General features: G+C 35.5%; 15 protein-coding genes. 3 read left to right on the top strand and 12 right to left on the bottom strand.

Annotation, left to right across the window (positions count from 1 at the left end):
• Position 1: 1 nt before the first annotated feature.
• The 12 genes from JNG87_RS03270 to JNG87_RS03215 form a co-directional block, all read right to left on the bottom strand.
• Complete coding sequence (locus tag JNG87_RS03270; protein WP_202841665.1) at positions 2-1,180, bottom strand: glycosyltransferase family 4 protein; 1,179 nt, start codon at positions 1,178-1,180, stop codon at positions 2-4.
• Position 1,181: 1 nt separating this feature from the next.
• Positions 1,182-1,772 carry an acyltransferase gene (locus JNG87_RS03265; RefSeq protein WP_202841663.1) on the bottom strand — a complete coding sequence of 197 codons (591 nt, stop codon included), beginning with the start codon at positions 1,770-1,772 and terminating at the stop codon, positions 1,182-1,184.
• Position 1,773: 1 nt separating this feature from the next.
• Entirely contained in the window at positions 1,774-2,670 is an 897-nt protein-coding gene (locus tag JNG87_RS03260) for a glycosyltransferase family 2 protein (protein ID WP_202841661.1), read from the bottom strand.
• Complete coding sequence (locus JNG87_RS03255; RefSeq protein ID WP_202841659.1) at positions 2,670-3,770, bottom strand: DegT/DnrJ/EryC1/StrS family aminotransferase; 1,101 nt, start codon at positions 3,768-3,770, stop codon at positions 2,670-2,672. The genes JNG87_RS03260 and JNG87_RS03255 overlap by 1 nt, the downstream gene beginning before the upstream one ends.
• Positions 3,771-3,856: 86 nt before the next feature.
• Positions 3,857-4,390, bottom strand: coding sequence for an N-acetyltransferase (locus JNG87_RS03250; RefSeq protein WP_202841657.1), 534 nt, complete (start codon positions 4,388-4,390; stop codon positions 3,857-3,859).
• The gene (locus JNG87_RS03245) at positions 4,380-4,802 is read right to left on the bottom strand and encodes a sugar 3,4-ketoisomerase (RefSeq protein WP_110008467.1); all 423 of its coding nucleotides are present in this window, start codon (positions 4,800-4,802) and stop codon (positions 4,380-4,382) included. Before JNG87_RS03245 ends, JNG87_RS03250 begins: the two co-directional genes overlap by 11 nt.
• On the bottom strand, positions 4,792-5,193 hold the full coding sequence (locus JNG87_RS03240; protein ID WP_110008468.1) for a sugar 3,4-ketoisomerase: 402 nt from the start codon (positions 5,191-5,193) through the stop codon (positions 4,792-4,794). The genes JNG87_RS03245 and JNG87_RS03240 overlap by 11 nt, the downstream gene beginning before the upstream one ends.
• On the bottom strand, positions 5,190-6,449 hold the full coding sequence (locus JNG87_RS03235; RefSeq protein ID WP_202841654.1) for an ABC transporter ATP-binding protein: 1,260 nt from the start codon (positions 6,447-6,449) through the stop codon (positions 5,190-5,192). The genes JNG87_RS03240 and JNG87_RS03235 overlap by 4 nt, the downstream gene beginning before the upstream one ends.
• Before the next feature lie 32 nt (positions 6,450-6,481).
• Entirely contained in the window at positions 6,482-7,330 is an 849-nt protein-coding gene (locus JNG87_RS03230; protein ID WP_110008470.1) for an ABC transporter permease, read from the bottom strand.
• 174 nt (positions 7,331-7,504) lie between these two features.
• Entirely contained in the window at positions 7,505-8,368 is an 864-nt protein-coding gene (gene rfbA, locus JNG87_RS03225; RefSeq protein ID WP_110008471.1) for a glucose-1-phosphate thymidylyltransferase RfbA, read from the bottom strand.
• A 97-nt stretch (positions 8,369-8,465) separates the two neighbouring features.
• The gene (gene rfbB, locus JNG87_RS03220) at positions 8,466-9,545 is read right to left on the bottom strand and encodes a dTDP-glucose 4,6-dehydratase (RefSeq protein WP_202841652.1); all 1,080 of its coding nucleotides are present in this window, start codon (positions 9,543-9,545) and stop codon (positions 8,466-8,468) included.
• Positions 9,546-9,549: 4 nt separating this feature from the next.
• The gene (locus JNG87_RS03215; RefSeq protein WP_202841649.1) at positions 9,550-10,863 is read right to left on the bottom strand and encodes a UDP-glucose dehydrogenase family protein; all 1,314 of its coding nucleotides are present in this window, start codon (positions 10,861-10,863) and stop codon (positions 9,550-9,552) included.
• Positions 10,864-11,076: 213 nt separating this feature from the next.
• Here JNG87_RS03215 and rimP point away from each other — a divergent pair, with 213 nt between their 5' ends.
• The 3 genes from rimP to infB all read left to right on the top strand — a co-directional run bounded on the left by rimP (position 11,077) and on the right by infB (position 15,842).
• Positions 11,077-11,544, top strand: coding sequence for a ribosome assembly cofactor RimP (gene rimP, locus JNG87_RS03210; protein ID WP_034691441.1), 468 nt, complete (start codon positions 11,077-11,079; stop codon positions 11,542-11,544).
• A 16-nt stretch (positions 11,545-11,560) separates the two neighbouring features.
• Positions 11,561-12,796, top strand: coding sequence for a transcription termination factor NusA (nusA, locus tag JNG87_RS03205; protein WP_002982960.1), 1,236 nt, complete (start codon positions 11,561-11,563; stop codon positions 12,794-12,796).
• A 76-nt stretch (positions 12,797-12,872) separates the two neighbouring features.
• The gene (gene infB / locus JNG87_RS03200) at positions 12,873-15,842 is read left to right on the top strand and encodes a translation initiation factor IF-2 (protein ID WP_110008475.1); all 2,970 of its coding nucleotides are present in this window, start codon (positions 12,873-12,875) and stop codon (positions 15,840-15,842) included.
• Positions 15,843-15,934: the final 92 nt, after the last annotated feature.

Genomic DNA, 15,934 nt, shown 5'->3' with positions numbered 1-15,934 from the left:
CCTAAAGTAAGTTATCAATTATTGTAAAAATTTTACCTGCCAATTTCTTGTCAGAATATTCGTTTTCCAATCTCTGATAAATATTTTCACCATAACTTTCTCTTAGATTGGCATCCTGCATAAGTTTAACGGTCTCTTCAGCCATGGTATCCATATCCAGATAGGGAACAAGTACTCCATGATTGTTTTCCAGAAATTCAACAGCACCACCGCTTTTTTCAAAAGCTACGATGGGTTTTTTTAGTTTTGCAGCAGTCAGCATAACTAATGGGAAAGGATCTTCACGGGACATTAAAAGAAAAACATCAAAAATATTTATATAATCATTTGGCGTTTTGTTATGATCGATAAAAATGATGTCCTTTTCTACCCCTAATTTTTCAGCATCCAGTTTGGCACATCTTACAGCAGCACTTTTGGATGTTCCTCCAAGATTGATGAATTTAAAATTAAGATCAGTTTTCTGTTTTATTTTCTGAACCAAAACAGGAACCATCTCCGTACCTTTTCTTAATTCCTGAGAACTCGCAATTCCAACGATCAATTCTTCATTTTTAATATTCAATTCCTTTTTCAATAATTCTTTATCCTTCTGGAGGTTGAGAACATTGTCTACGAAAGAATGTATTGCTGTTACTTTTTGTGGGGCTGCATTGTACTTGTTGATAAGATTGTCGGCAACAGCTTGCGAACCTGCTATAATTTGGGTGATATTTGAAATGTTTTCTAAAACAAACTCTTTAGAGTAAGTACTTTCAATCCCAAAACTAAGCTCATGAATAGCAACAATTGTAGGAATGTTTTTTTTATAGAAAGGAAGCGTCCAAATCAATGATTCCATTGTGTTTCCATATACCAGATCGTATTTGTTTTCAAGAAGAGAGATGGTAATTTTATCAATTTTGTCTTGTTGAGTCTCTTTTTTTCTGAAAACAATTGATTGAACTCTTTTTAAATTTCTTTTTAAAAATGAAAAAGACTGTAAATGATAATGAGCAACAACAATATTGTTAGCTACTTTTGCAAATTCTTCATACAATTCTCCTCCTCTGATCAATAAAATATCGATCTGATAATTTTCTTTTTCTTTTTTTAATCTTTTTATTAAATCTAAAACAAGAATGGGAGCACCAGATAAAGAAGCTTCGTGCGAAATAAATAATATTTTTTTTGTACTCATTTTAGAGGGTTTGAGAAATTAAATTTTGACTATTTTTCATAATTGTGTTTTCCGGAACAGATTTGTGTATTACACAGCCGGCTCCAATAATAGAATTGTCTCCGATCGTAACCCCTTTTAATATTACAGTATTGCTTCCAATCCAGCAATTTTTACCAATTTTAATAGGAGACGTCATATATTTTTCTTTTTCTACAAAAAGTTTTTCACCTTTTTCAATAAGATGATTATGATCGTATAGCCTTACGCCTTCACCAAAAATGGTGTCATTACCAATTTCAATTTTATCTAAACAATTAATAGAACAATAATTGTTGAAAAAAACACTTTTTCCAATTCTAAGGTCAGCATTCGGAAAAACTACAATATTGCAGTATTCTCTCAGTAAAAAATTTTCACTAATTGTAATATTTCCTATTTGATTATTTTCACCTTTAAAAATATCTGCATCTTTTGGCGAAAAACTTGGATGAATATTTATATTAGGTTTGGACATGAAAATATTCCATTTTTCCTGTTTTTTTCTTTTATCATTATTCTCGACAAGAGTAATGATTTTTTGTGCGATATTATTTTTAAGCTTTGTAAACATTTTAGAAAAATTTATATTTCAGATAATATAATCTTACAGGCAGGTTATATTTCAGGCATAAATTCAGCCAACGTTCTTTCCCTTTATATTGAGAATATTGTTCAGACACTTTCCGGATTTCCTTTTTATCTTTAGATGTTATGTAGATCTTTTTGATGTCGTTATTTATTTTTGTCTTATTTTCAAGATTATGATCATATTTTAACCTTAAAAGTATTTCTTCTACAAAAACAATCCTTTCTTTTATTTTAGAAATGTTTTCACCATGCTTTCTATGATATGCAAGATTTTCAGGAATAAAATCAATAAAATAATTTTCATTAATTCTCAACCATCTGTCGTAATCTTCGATAAGAATATTTTTATCGTACGGACCTGTCTCAATTAAAACCGTTCTTTTAACCAACGTAGCAAGAGCCGGGATAAGGTTCATCTTTTTCAATGTACTTTTAAATTGATTTTCATCTTTATAAAAACTCAGATCATCAAGATAATTAATTAATGTTTTATCTTCTTGGATGATAAAGCAGCTTGAAAAAATCATTCCGAAATCATTCCCCTTTTTTTCTAAATTGGCTACGCATTTTTCAAGAAATGAAGGATGAAGGTAGTCATCGGCAGCTATAATATTTACATATTTTCCCTCAGTCATCTCAATACATTCATTAAGTGTTGCAGCGAATCCTATGTTTGTTTCATGAAAATTGGTTTTTGCAGAAATGTTGTTTTCGTTCAGCCAGTTTTTTGTGATCTCCACAGAATTGTCTGGTGAAGCATCATCAGCAATAATGAGTTCCCAGTTTTTATAAGTTTGATTTTTAATACTATTTAAACACTCAGGGATAAATTCTGAGTGTTTGTATGAAACAACAATAAAACTTACCAACGGATTCTCCATTAGAATTTGTTTAATAATTCAATAACTTTAGCTATTTCCTCTTTTTCCATTACCGGAGAAATAGGCAGGCTCAAAACTTCTTGATGAATCTTTTCACTGATCGGAAAAGATTGTGAATTCCAGTCTTTATAAGCTTCCTGTTTGTGGGGAGGAATCGGATAATGAATCAAAGTTTGGACACCGTTTTCTGTAAGGTAAGCCTGAAGCTCGTCTCTTTTTTCTGTTCTGATAAGGAAAATATGCCAAACATGCTCGTTCTCATTTTCAGGGTTTTCCGGTAGAATAATATTGGAATTTGAAATTTCTCTGATATATTGTCTTGCGATCTTTCTTCTCACCTCATTTTCTTCATCAATGTATTTTAGCTTAATATCTAAAACAGCAGCCTGAATTTCGTCTAGTCTGGAATTTAATCCTTGATAAATATTTACATATTTTTTATTTGAACCATAATTTGCCAAGGCTCTTATGGTTTTTGCCAATTCTTCATCATTAGTCGTAATTGCACCGGCATCGCCCAAAGCACCTAAATTTTTTCCGGGATAGAAACTAAAACCAGAGGCATCACCAAGATTTCCTGTTTTTTTTCCTTTCCATTCTGCTCCAATAGCTTGAGCATTATCTTCAATGATTTTTACATTATATTTTTGAGCCAATTGCTGCAATTCTTCAGAGAAAATAACTCTTCCATAAAGATGCACAATTAAAATACCTTTTGTTTTTGGAGTGATTTTTTCTTCAATTTTTGATACGTCAATATTATAGTTGGCAATATCTGGTTCTACCAAAACGGGTACGAGTCCATTATCGGAAATGGCTAAAATAGAAGCAATATAAGTGTTGGATGGAACTAAAATTTCGTCTCCTTCTTTCATTAATCCCATTTCGATATATCCTCTAAGGATAAGACGAAGAGCGTCTAAACCATTGGCAACACCGATTGCGTGTTTTGTTCCGATATATTGAGAAAGATTTTTCTCAAATAGATTCAGTTCATTGCCCATAAGATACCATCCGGAACGGAAAACCTGCAAGAGCTTCGCCTCAATTTCTTCTTGGTGCTGTAGATTAATTTTTTGTAGATCGAGGAACTTAATCATGAGAATAAATTTTTTATTTTTTGTTGAAAGGTTTTTCTATTACTTTATATGCAAAAATACTTACAGGGAGCATAATGAAAAACGTTCTAATCATTTTGAATTTCATAGGAATTTCCTTCCTTGTCTTTCATATTTAGGTCTAAAATCTTTCCGTCTAAAGTTATAAAACCCGTTTGTCTGGCAGGATTTCCATACCAAACTGTATTTGAAGGCACATTTTTCGTAATGACACTTCCGGCACCGATCAAAGCATTTTCTCCGATTATATTCCCGGCAATAATTGTAGAGTTAGCCCCAATTGAAGCACCTTTTTTCACAAGTGTTTTACTGAATTCTAAAGGATATTGTTTTGAACGCGGAATAAGATCATTCGTAAAAGTTACATTTGGACCGATAAATACATTGTCCTCCAATGTTACTCCGTCCCAAACCTGTACGCCGGGTTTAATGGTTACATTATCACCTATTTTCACGTCATTTTCAATGAAAACATTGCAATTTATATTGCAATTTTTACCAATTTCAGCACCTTTTAAAACAACGCAGAATTGCCAAATCATGGTGTCTTCTCCTATATTTTCACTTTGGACATCGGCTAATGGATGAATTTTATTTTTCATTCTGTATTTTTAAAAATGTATCATAATCTCTGACATAGTCTTCTTCATTATAATGATGAGATGCCAGAACCAGACAAATTGCACCTGATGAAAAATTAATTTCTGAAGCCCAAATTCCTGGTGGAATATGAAGCCCAATATCCGGGCGGTTCAGAAAAACCTGTCTTTTAAACTTTCCATCATCCAGTGAAACCTCGAAACTTCCGCTAGCTGCAATCAAAAACTGATGACATTCTTTATGAGAATGAGCACCACGGCTTTCTCCACCCGCAATGTCGTATAAATAAAATATTCTTTTAACATCAAATGGGAAGGTTGAATTGTTTTCAACCACTGTAAGATTACCCTCATCAAAACTTATTTTTCCAAGGTCTATAACACTACAATCAAATACTGAAAGCTTATTTTTCATTTGCCAGCTTTTTAAATTCTTCAAAATCTCTGATATAATCATCCTGATTATAAGTATGATCAGAAACAATAAGAGCAAGTGAATTGGTAGAGAAATTCTCTAGTTTCCGCCAAAACATTTTCGGAATATATAATCCATAATAGGATCTGTTTAAGGAAAACCGCTGCTCTTCTTTACCATTATGAATCACTACATCAAAACTTCCTGAAAGAGCAATAATATACTCCTGCTGTTCTTTAAAAGCGTGACTTCCCCTTGTTTCCCCTCCCGGAACATCATAAATCCAATACGTTCTTTTAATTTCAAAGGGTAGTTGATTGGGGTGCTCAAAAAAGGAAAGATTTCCTCTTTTGTCATAAATTTTTGGAAGTTCTATTATTTTTGGAATCATGGAGTCTGTACTTTATAATCAAAATTCGGTCTTGTAATTCCCGGATACAAATGAAGTTTGCTGCCCACTTTTACATTTTCAACCTCAAAGCCTACAATACTGTCGACTGCAAATAATACTTCGGTTTGATTTTTTCCGAAAATTAATTTAAAATAGTAATTTCCTGCATTAATTAAACCTGCCGGAATATCAAATTCTACTGTATAATCCCCAATTTCAGAGTTATTATTTTCAGTAATAAGTTTTCCTACATGGAAGATAATAAGCTCTTCATAATTTCTTAGTTCAAAAGTAGCATCCAGATTGATATTAGCACAATTATTCTGGAAAACAAGCTTTACATGAATTCCGGAATCAATATCGATGAGATCTCCATGAATAGGATTTACATAAAATTCTTTTATTCTGATGTTATTATTTCCTAGAGCTTCATTAATATTTCCATTGTAATAATAAGAACTTGCTGTTGTACTGCTTTTTTGATATTCTATAATTGTATTTAGCATATCTCCTTCATAGGCTAAAGTTCCTTGGTTTAAAAGGATTCCTTTGTTGCAAAGTTCTTTTACGGCAGTCATATTATGACTTACAAAAAGAATGGTTCTTCCTTCTCCTTTTGCTACATCGTTCATTTTTCCCAGGCATTTTTTTTGAAAATCTGCATCACCCACAGCCAATACTTCATCTACAATTAGAATTTCAGATTCCAAGTGAGCTGCTACAGCGAAGGCCAGACGAACATACATTCCCGATGAATATCTTTTTACCGGAGTGTCAATATATCTTTCTACTCCTGAAAAAGCTACGATCTCATCAAATTTTCTTGAAATTTCCTTACGGGTCATTCCAAGAATTGCTCCATTTAAAAAAACATTTTCGCGTCCTGTCATTTCAGGATGAAACCCGGTTCCGACTTCCAATAAAGATGCAATTCTTCCGTTGGTGTATATTTTACCGGTTGTAGGTTTTGTTACCTTGCTTAAAAGTTTTAACAGGGTAGATTTTCCGGCTCCGTTTCGCCCAATAATCCCTACTGCAGTTCCTTGTTCAATCTCAAAATTAATATTCCGAAGTGACCAAACGTACTCAGAAGTTCCCTTGGTTGTTCTGTCATTTACCTCACCAATTTTAAGATATGGATCTTCTTTTCCTCTTACTTTGTGCCAGAATCGGTTTAAGTCATGAGATAAGGTACCCGTTCCGACTTGTCCGAGACGGTATTGTTTTGATATATTTTCTGCTTTTAAAGCTAGCATTTTTAAATTGTTTAGGGGAAGTTAATAAATTTTTAAACTGTGTCCATGAAGGATTTTTCCACCTTATTGAAAATGAAAGTACCTGTTACCAATAAAATAAGGATGATAAATGTACTGATAGTGAGCATTATTGGAGAAAAGTCCCCAACACCAAGCCAGGCATATTTAAAACATTCGAAAATCCCTGTTAAAGGATTGTAAAATGAAATGCTTTTAAAGAATCCCGGTAAAGCTGAGGTTGGATAAATAACTGGTGTTGCATACATATACAGACTCACTCCAAACCCCAACAACATACTTAAATCTTTATATTTTGTGGTTAACGCAGAAAATATCATTCCTACTCCCAATGCAAATAATGCCATTAGTAAAATTAAAAAGGGAGTTGCTAAGATCCAGATATTAGGATGAATCTGTCCTTTTGATAAATAATAACCCCAGCCGATAATAAATAGGAGAAACTGTACTCCAAAACGCATCAGGTTGGAAATTACAATGGATAAAGGAGAAACCAGTCTTGGAAAATATACTTTGCCGAAAATATTTGCATTACCAACAAAAGTTGAAGATGTTCCTAGTAAACAAGCTGAAAAATAATTCCAGAGAGTAACTCCTGCAAGGTAGAAAAGTAATGGTGGTGCTCCGTCAGTTGGAAGGTTGGCAATTCTTCCGAAAACAATTAAATAAACAATTGTCGTTAGAATTGGATTGATAAAAAACCAGATCGGGCCTAAAATAGTCTGCTTAAAGCTGGATACAAAATCTCTTTTTACAAACATATAAACAAGATCTTTGTATCTCCAGACTTCTTTTAGCTTCAAGTCAAATAACGAATGATCAGCATCAATCGTTTCTGTCCACTTTTGTTGTGGTTCATTCATCTGTGTAAGTTTTTGCAAATTTATAATAATTAATTCTTACCGTATGTATTAGTTTATAAATTTTCATAGTCCATAAAACTAAAAATCAACAACTAATATATTGATATTTGTCGGCATGAGCAAAAACTATTGGCCATAAAGCCAATAGTCTATGAATTTTATAAATTATAATTGTTATTTTCTGATAAGTTGTTTCAGGTATTCACCGTATCCGCTTTTACCATATTTGGTAGCCGTCTCAAGCAGTTTCTCCTCATCAATGAATTTGTTTCTGAATGCAATTTCTTCAATACAGCCGATTTTAAATCCTTGTCTTTTTTCAATAACACTTACAAATTCTGAAGCGTCATGAAGAGAATCAAAGGTTCCTGTATCCAGCCATGCCGTTCCTCTGTTAAGAACAGCTACTTCAAGTTTTCCATTGCTTAAATAAACATTGTTGATGTCTGTGATTTCCAGCTCACCTCTTGCAGAGGGCTTGATGTTTTTAGCAATTTCAACGACATTGTTATCATAAAAATAAAGGCCGGGAACAGCATAGTTTGACTTAGGGTTTAAAGGCTTTTCTTCAATAGAAACAGCTTTCAGGTTTTTGTCGAATTCTACTACACCATATCTTTCAGGGTCTGCTACGTGGTAAGCAAAAACAACTCCTCCCTGTGGATTGGTTTTGTTTTTCAATAAAGTTCCCATTTCGGAACCATAGAAAATATTATCTCCCAATACCAGCGCTGCGGGGTCGTTACCAATAAATTGCTCGCCCAGAATAAAAGCTTGCGCTAAACCATCTGGACTTGGCTGTACAACATATTCTATATTACAGCCGATTTGTGAGCCGTCGCCCAAAAGTTTGATGAAACCTTCCTGGTCATGTGGAGTGGTGATGATCAGAATATCCTTGATTCCTGCTAAAAGCAATGTGGAAAGCGGATAGTAAATCATAGGTTTGTCGTAAACAGGCATCAGCTGCTTGCTTACTGCAATGGTTAGAGGGTAAAGTCTTGTTCCGGAACCTCCGGCTAATATTATTCCTTTCATGTTTTGGTGCGTAAAGACGCTTATTTCTTTTGTGTTGTGAGTTGAATTTCTGTGGAAGATAAAGAGTTCCATTGCTCTGTTATCTCAAATAATATATTTAGCTGTATTGTTTGCTGTAATAATCCTGATAATTTCCGGAAGTTACATTCTCCAGCCATTCCTTATTTTCCAGATACCAGTCGATGGTTTTTGCTAATCCTTCTTCAAAGGTAACTGAAGGTTTCCAGCCTAAATCTTTATTCAGTTTTGTGGCATCAATAGCGTAACGTTTGTCGTGACCCGGTCTGTCTTTTACAAAAGTGATCAGCTTTTCTGAATAACCTTTCGGTCTTTCCAGCTTGGCATCCATTTGTTTGATCAGTTCTTTGACAAGATCAATATTCTGCCACTCGTTGAATCCTCCGATATTGTAAGTCTCACCGGTTTTTGCTTCTTTAAAGATCTGATGAATCGCCTTGGCATGGTCAATGACAAACAACCAGTCTCTGGTGTATTTTCCATCACCGTAAATAGGAAGTGGTTTCTCGTTGATAATATTCGAAATACAAAGTGGAATCAATTTTTCAGGGAAATGATTCGGACCGTAGTTGTTGGAACAGTTCGATACAATGAAAGGCATTCCATAGGTATTTCCGTAAGCTCTTACCAAATGGTCAGAGGCTGCTTTTGAAGCTGAATACGGAGATTGAGGGTCGTATGATGTGGTCTCCAGAAAGAAACCTGTTTCCCCTAAGCTTCCATATACTTCATCCGTGGAAATATGATAGAAAAGATTGTTTCTTTTTTCATCCGGGAATCTGCCGTGGGTATGATCAGGATTTAATGTCCAGAATTCTTTACAAAGGTTCAAAAGATTAGCAGTTCCGTTTACATTCGTATTGATGAATGCCATAGGATCTGTAATACTTCTGTCTACATGGCTTTCTGCTGCTAAATGTACAACAGCATCCGGGTTATATTTTTCGAAAACTTTTCTAAGCTCTTCCGGTTTTGTAATATCTGCTTTTTCGAAAACATAATTCGGTTCATTTTCAATGTCCTTTAAGTTTTCGAGATTTCCGGCGTAGGTAAGAGCATCAAGATTGATGATCGTAGTATCCGGATTGTTTTTTACAAACTCTCTTACAACATGGGAGCCGATAAATCCGGCACCTCCTGTAACGATAATATTTTTCATTGATTTATTTTGTAATGGTCTTTCTTCCTATACTTTTATAATGAAATCCGTTCTGTTCAGGGATTTCCAGCGGGTACATATTTCTGCCGTCAAAAATGACTTTGTTTTTCATTTTTCTAGCCATAAGGTCAAAATTAGGATTTTTGAATTCCGGCCATTCTGTAGCAATAAACAGTGCATCTACATCTTCGATTGCATCGTACATTCCTTTAGCATATTGTATTTTATCACCTAAAAGCTTCTTAACATTACTTTCTGCAACAGCGTCATAGGCTATGACCTCTGCTCCTTTCTCCAATAGAAGAGCGATGTTGTCTAATGATGAGGCTTCTCTGATGTCATCCGTATTGGCTTTGAAGGCAAGCCCCCACATAGCAATTTTCTTTCCTTCAATACTTCCTCCGAAATATTTTTCAATTTCAGACACTAAGATTACCTTCTGGGCTGTATTTACCTTTTCCGTAGCTTCAAGGATCTGAAAATTAAAATCTTCCTGCTTTCCGGACTTTATAAGTGCTTTTACGTCTTTAGGAAAGCAGCTTCCACCATATCCGATACCTGGGAATAAGAATCTGTGCCCGATTCTGTCATCACTACCCATTCCCAGTCTTACCTTATCTACATCTGCGCCCACTTTTTCACAATAGTTCGCAATCTCATTCATAAAGGTGATTTTTACTGCCAGAAATGAATTCGCAGCATATTTTGTAAGTTCTGAGGATTTCTCATCCATGAAAATGATGGGAATTCCGGTGTTGGTAAAAGGCTGGTATATCTTAGACATGATGTCTTTGGCTCTTTCCGAACTTGCACCTACAACTACTCTTGAAGGGTTCATTGAATCTTCAACCGCAAATCCTTCTCTTAAAAATTCGGGATTTGAAACAACATCAAAAGGGATATTTGTTTTCGCTGAGATGGTTTCTCTTACTCTGTCTGCAGTTCCTACAGGAACCGTGCTTTTATTGACAATGACTTTGTATCCGGTCATCATTTCGCCAATATTATCAGCTACCTGAAGTACATAAGACAGATCTGCAGATCCGTCTTCTCCCGGAGGAGTAGGTAATGCCAGATAAATCACTTCGCTTTTGTCTAAAGCTTCTTTAAGATTGGTAGTGAAAAATAATCTTTCAGACTGAATGTTTCTTAAAAACATTTCTTCAAGGTTCGGCTCATAGATGGGAACAATGCCGTTTTTCATACCTTCTACTTTTTTTTCATCAATATCAACACAGTATACTGAATTGCCAAGTTCTGCCAGAGTGGTTCCTGTAACCAAACCTACATAACCTGTTCCTACAATCGTTATATTCAAAATGTCTGTTTTTAAATTCTAAGACAAAAGTAATAAAAATCTTCTGACATATTCTTTTAATTTATTGTAAATGAATCTGGCGCTATTTAACTGATACTTAAGATTATTTTGCTTTTTTAGAAAAAAAGCTTATATTTGCAATGGATTTACGGAAAAAATGGGAAGGCTTCGGAAGAAAGCCTTTTTTCGTACTGTAAATCAAGATAAAAATATATGGAGTTTAGAAAAAGAATTGAAGAATTATTAAATGAATTCCTTGAGACCAGAAAAGATCTGTTTCTTATTGATCTTAAAATTTCTGCAGGGGATGATATTACAGTGATTTTGGATGGTGATAACGGAGTTTCTTTGCAGGATTGTCTTGATGCAAGCCGTGCAATTGAATTCAATATGGATCGTGAAGAGCATGACTTCAGCCTTCAGGTGATGTCTGCAGGATTGAGCGAGCCATTATCCACACCAAGACAGTTCAGTAAAAACATTGGAAGAGAGATTGAGGTGATGCTGGAGGATTCTTCTAAAATTGAAGGGGAATTGTCAAAAGTAGACGATGAGAAGATCACGCTTGTTCTACGTTACCGGAAACCGAAAGATATCGGAAAAGGAAAAGTAGATGTGGAGGAGGAGAAAGAAATTTCTTATCCTGAGATCAAAAAAGCATTAGTAGTAATTAAATTTTAAAAAGAAAAAAGAATAGATGGATAATATAGCGTTGATTGAATCCTTTGGTGATTTTAAAGACGAAAAAGGGATCAGTAAGATTGATCTTATGGCAATTATTGAAGATTCACTGAAAACTCTTTTAAGAAAGAGATTTGATTCAGATGATCATTTTGATGTGATTGTAAACCCGGATAAAGGAGATTTTCAGATATTTTTAAATAAAACAATTGTAGAGGACGAAATGTCTGAAGATGATGATTTGGAAATTGAAATTTCTGAAGCAAAGAAGATTGATCCTACCTTCGAAGTAGGTGAAGACTTTACAATGGAAATTCCTGTTGCACAGTTGGGAAGAAGAAATATTCTTACCCTTAAGCAAATCCTTGCTACAAAACTTCAGGAACACAATAATGCAATGCTGTACGAACAGTTCAGAGATAAAATTGGTGAAATTGTTGTAGGGGAAATCCACCACATCCGTCATAAGCACGTGATTCTGCTGGATGATGAAGGAAATGAATTTATTTTACCAAAAGAAAACCAGATCCCATCCGATTTCTTTAAAAAGGGTGAGAATATCAGAGCTATTGTTGAGACAGTAGATTTTAAAGGTTCTAAACCACAGATTATTATTTCCAGAACTGCACCTAAATTCCTAGAGAAGTTATTAGAGCTGGAAATTCCTGAGATCCAGGACGGAACAATTATCCTGAAAAAGGTAGTGAGAATTCCTGGTGAAAAGGCGAAGATTGCAGTAGATGCTTATGATGACAGAATTGATCCGGTAGGAGCTTGTGTTGGAGTAAAAGGATCCAGAATTCATGGCGTTGTAAGAGAGTTGAGAAATGAAAACATCGATGTTATTCAGTGGTCTAAAAACCCTGAGATCTTGGTGAAGAGAGCATTAGGAAATGTTACTATTAACAAAATTGAAATCAATGAGGAGACGAACTACGCGTTGGTATATACTCCTGTTGAAGAAATTTCTAAAGTGATCGGAAAACAAGGTCAGAATATCAGACTGGCTTCTTGGTTGACAGGATATGAGATTGATGTATACAGAGAGTCCAGCGAGGATGATGATGTTGAATTGAAAGAATTTAACGATGATATCGAGCAGTGGATTTTGGATGAGTTTAAGAAAGTAGGACTTACGACTGCAAAATCAGTATTGGATAAAGAAACTGAAAGTCTTTTAAATATGGTTGACCTTGAAGAAGAAACTATTGAAGAGGTGAAACGTATTCTGAGAGAAGAATTTGAAGATTAAGATTTTAAATAAATTTTAATAAACAGTAAAAAAGAAATACTTTAATTTTAAAAATTAAAAACAGTAAATAATATAAATGCCAAAAATTAGATTAAATAAAGCGGTTAAGGAATTCAACATTTCGATGTCCAGATTAGTAGAGTTTTTACAGTCAAGGGGTTTCGAGGTTGAAAGCAATCCTAACGCTCAATTGGAAGAAGCGGCATATTCTGCATTGGAGGCTGAGTTTGCTAAAGACGGCGAACAAAGAAAGGCTTCCCATGAGGTGGTGATCACTAAAGTTCCGGAAGAAAAACTGGAAATTGAAGAAAAGAAAACCCCTGAAGTGATAAGAGCTAAAGCAAATAAACCAGAAACTAGAATTTTAGGTAAAATAGATTTGGAACCTAAGAAGCCTGAAGCTGAAGAGGCTCCTGCAGCTCCTGCAGTTCCTGTGGCTCCTGTTGCGACACCGGTTGAAGAAAAGAAAGAAGAAATCGTGAAAGAAGAACAACCGGAAGTTAAAGCAGCGCCTGAAAAGCAGGAATTTAAAGTTTTGGATAAAATTGATTTGTCTCAAATAGAATCTAGAAACAGACCTGTGAAAAAAGACAAACCAAAAATGGAGGAGAAAAAAGAAGAAGTTAAACCTGTGGAAACAGTAAAAGAAACTCCAAAACCAGTGGTTGCAGAGGAGAAAAAAGTGGAAACTCCAAAAACAGAGGCTGAGCCTGAATCTCAGGAACCACAGAAAATTGAGACAGTATATCAAAAACTTGACGGTCCTAAAATCGTTGGGGAAAAGATCGACTTGACTCAGTTTGCGCCGAAGCCGGGTGCCGGAGCAAAAAAGAAAAGAAAGAGAATTGAAAAACCTGGTCAGAATAACCAACAAGGTCAGGGGAATAATCAAAACTCAGGAAATAATAACCAAGGTGGTCAGGGCCAGGGAAACCGTCAGAATAATAACGGTGGACAAGGCGGAAACCGTCAAGGTCAGGGCGGACAAGGAAACCGTCCTCAAGGTCAGGGTGGCCAGGGTGGAAACCGTTTTGGAAATAACCAGGGTGGTGGAAACCGTCAGGGTCAAGGTGGTGGCTTCAAAAAAGGAGGTCAGAACAACAGACCAGGGCAAAGAGTTATGCCAGTTGAATTAACCGATGAGCAGGTTAAAAACCAGATCAAAGAAACATTAGAAAAACTTACTAATAAAGGAGGAAAATCTAAATCTGCAAAACACAGAAAAGACAAAAGAACTTTCCGTAGAGAGCAGGATGAGCGCCAGCAGGAGCTTGAAGCACAAGACAGAACTCTTAAAGTAACAGAATTCATCACAGTAGGTGAATTGGCAAGTTTGATGAATGTTTCTCCAACTGAAGTAATCTCTGCTTGTTTCTCATTAGGGGTAATGGTTACCATGAACCAGAGACTTGAAGCGGATACCTTATTATTAGTAGCAGATGAATTCGGTTATAAAATCGAATTCTCAGATGCTGATCTTGAAGATACAGATGCTGAAGATGAAGTGGATACTGAAGAAAGCTTATTGCAGAGAGCTCCTGTAGTTACTGTAATGGGACACGTTGACCACGGTAAAACTTCATTATTGGATTACATCAGAAAAACCAACGTAATTGCTGGTGAATCAGGAGGAATTACTCAGCACATCGGTGCTTATAATGTGAAGCTGGAAAATGGTCAGAGAATTACTTTCTTAGATACACCAGGTCACGAAGCCTTTACAGCGATGAGAGCAAGAGGGGCGCAGATCACGGATATTGCAATTATCGTAATTGCTGCCGATGATGATGTAATGCCACAAACAAAAGAAGCAATTGCTCACGCACAGGCTGCAGGAGTACCAATGATTATTGCTATCAACAAAGTGGATAAGCCGAATGCAAACCCGGACAACATCCGTCAGCAGTTATCAGGATTAAATCCACCAGTTTTAGTAGAAGAATGGGGTGGGAATGTTCAGGCACAGGAGATCTCAGCTAAATTCGGTAATAACGTAGATGTATTGTTGGAAAAAGTTTTACTACAGGCTGAAATGCTTGAGTTGAAAGCAAATCCTGACCGTGCAGCAAACGGAGTTGTTATTGAAGCATCTTTAGATAAAGGTAGAGGTTATGTAGCAACAATGTTGGTACAGACCGGAACTTTAAGAGTAGGTGATTATGTAGTAGCGGGTAAAAATCACGGTAAAGTAAAAGCTTTGCTTGATGAAAGAGGTAAAAATCTAAAAGAAGCAGGGCCATCAATTCCTGCAACAATTTTAGGTTTGGACGGAGCGCCTACTGCAGGTGATAAATTCCGCGTATATGCTGATGAAAGTGAAGGTAAAGCTATTGCCAATAAGAGAGAACAGCTGCAGAGGGAATTATCGATCAGAACCAAGAAGCATACAACCCTTGAGGAATTGGGTAGACGTATTGCTTTAGGAGAATTCAAAGAATTGAACATTATCCTTAAAGGAGACGTGGATGGTTCTGTAGAAGCTCTTTCTGATCAGTTACAAAGATTATCAACAGAAGAAATCAGTGTTAAGATTCTTCACTCAGGTGTTGGGCAGATCACTGAATCTGATATCAACTTAGCCGCAGCATCAGATGCGATTATCATTGGATTCAATGTAAGAGCGGGTGCCAATGCAAAAGAACTTGCCGATCGTGAGGAAATTGAGATCAGAACTTACTCTGTAATCTATAAAGCAATCGATGAAGTAAAAGAAGCGATGGAGGGAATGCTTTCTCCGGAAATTCAGGAACAGGTGATTGGTAATGTTGAAATCCGTGAGGTATTCAAGATTTCTAAAGTAGGAACAATTGCAGGTTGTATGGTTCTTACCGGAAAAGTAACAAGACAGTCTAAAGTACGTTTGCTAAGAGACGGTATTGTTAAATTCGATGGAGAACTGGAAAGTTTGAAACGTTTCAAAGATGATGTGAAGGAAGTAACAAAAGGTTACGAATGTGGTCTGAACCTTAAAGGTTATAATGATATTGAAATCGGAGATATTCTTGAAGTTTACGAAGAAGTAGCGGTTAAGAAAAAACTGAAATAATAAATTATGTTGGTCACAAACTATTGATCATGAGTAATAAAAAAACCATCTCTATTTCTGAGATGGTTTTTTCTTTTATTATCAATGGTTGT

Origin of the sequence: Chryseobacterium cucumeris, from assembly GCF_016775705.1 — a bacterium.
Taxonomy (GTDB): domain Bacteria; phylum Bacteroidota; class Bacteroidia; order Flavobacteriales; family Weeksellaceae; genus Chryseobacterium; species Chryseobacterium cupriresistens.
The sequence above is the reverse complement of the archived record's forward strand: the minus strand, read 5'-3'. Positions and strand labels throughout refer to the sequence as shown.

What these genes read in the sequence shown, in the direction of transcription:
- JNG87_RS03270 (WP_202841665.1), bottom strand. Translation starts at nt 1,180, where the DNA reads ATGAGTACAAAAAAAATATTATTTATTTCGCACGAAGCTTCTTTATCT.
- JNG87_RS03265 (WP_202841663.1), bottom strand. Translation starts at nt 1,772, where the DNA reads ATGTTTACAAAGCTTAAAAATAATATCGCACAAAAAATCATTACTCTT.
- JNG87_RS03260 (WP_202841661.1), bottom strand. Translation starts at nt 2,670, where the DNA reads ATGGAGAATCCGTTGGTAAGTTTTATTGTTGTTTCATACAAACACTCA.
- JNG87_RS03255 (WP_202841659.1), bottom strand. Translation starts at nt 3,770, where the DNA reads ATGATTAAGTTCCTCGATCTACAAAAAATTAATCTACAGCACCAAGAA.
- JNG87_RS03250 (WP_202841657.1), bottom strand. Translation starts at nt 4,390, where the DNA reads ATGAAAAATAAAATTCATCCATTAGCCGATGTCCAAAGTGAAAATATA.
- JNG87_RS03245 (WP_110008467.1), bottom strand. Translation starts at nt 4,802, where the DNA reads ATGAAAAATAAGCTTTCAGTATTTGATTGTAGTGTTATAGACCTTGGA.
- JNG87_RS03240 (WP_110008468.1), bottom strand. Translation starts at nt 5,193, where the DNA reads ATGATTCCAAAAATAATAGAACTTCCAAAAATTTATGACAAAAGAGGA.
- JNG87_RS03235 (WP_202841654.1), bottom strand. Translation starts at nt 6,449, where the DNA reads ATGCTAGCTTTAAAAGCAGAAAATATATCAAAACAATACCGTCTCGGA.
- JNG87_RS03230 (WP_110008470.1), bottom strand. Translation starts at nt 7,330, where the DNA reads ATGAATGAACCACAACAAAAGTGGACAGAAACGATTGATGCTGATCAT.
- rfbA (WP_110008471.1), bottom strand. Translation starts at nt 8,368, where the DNA reads ATGAAAGGAATAATATTAGCCGGAGGTTCCGGAACAAGACTTTACCCT.
- rfbB (WP_202841652.1), bottom strand. Translation starts at nt 9,545, where the DNA reads ATGAAAAATATTATCGTTACAGGAGGTGCCGGATTTATCGGCTCCCAT.
- rimP (WP_034691441.1), top strand. Translation starts at nt 11,077, where the DNA reads ATGGAGTTTAGAAAAAGAATTGAAGAATTATTAAATGAATTCCTTGAG.
- nusA (WP_002982960.1), top strand. Translation starts at nt 11,561, where the DNA reads ATGGATAATATAGCGTTGATTGAATCCTTTGGTGATTTTAAAGACGAA.
- infB (WP_110008475.1), top strand. Translation starts at nt 12,873, where the DNA reads ATGCCAAAAATTAGATTAAATAAAGCGGTTAAGGAATTCAACATTTCG.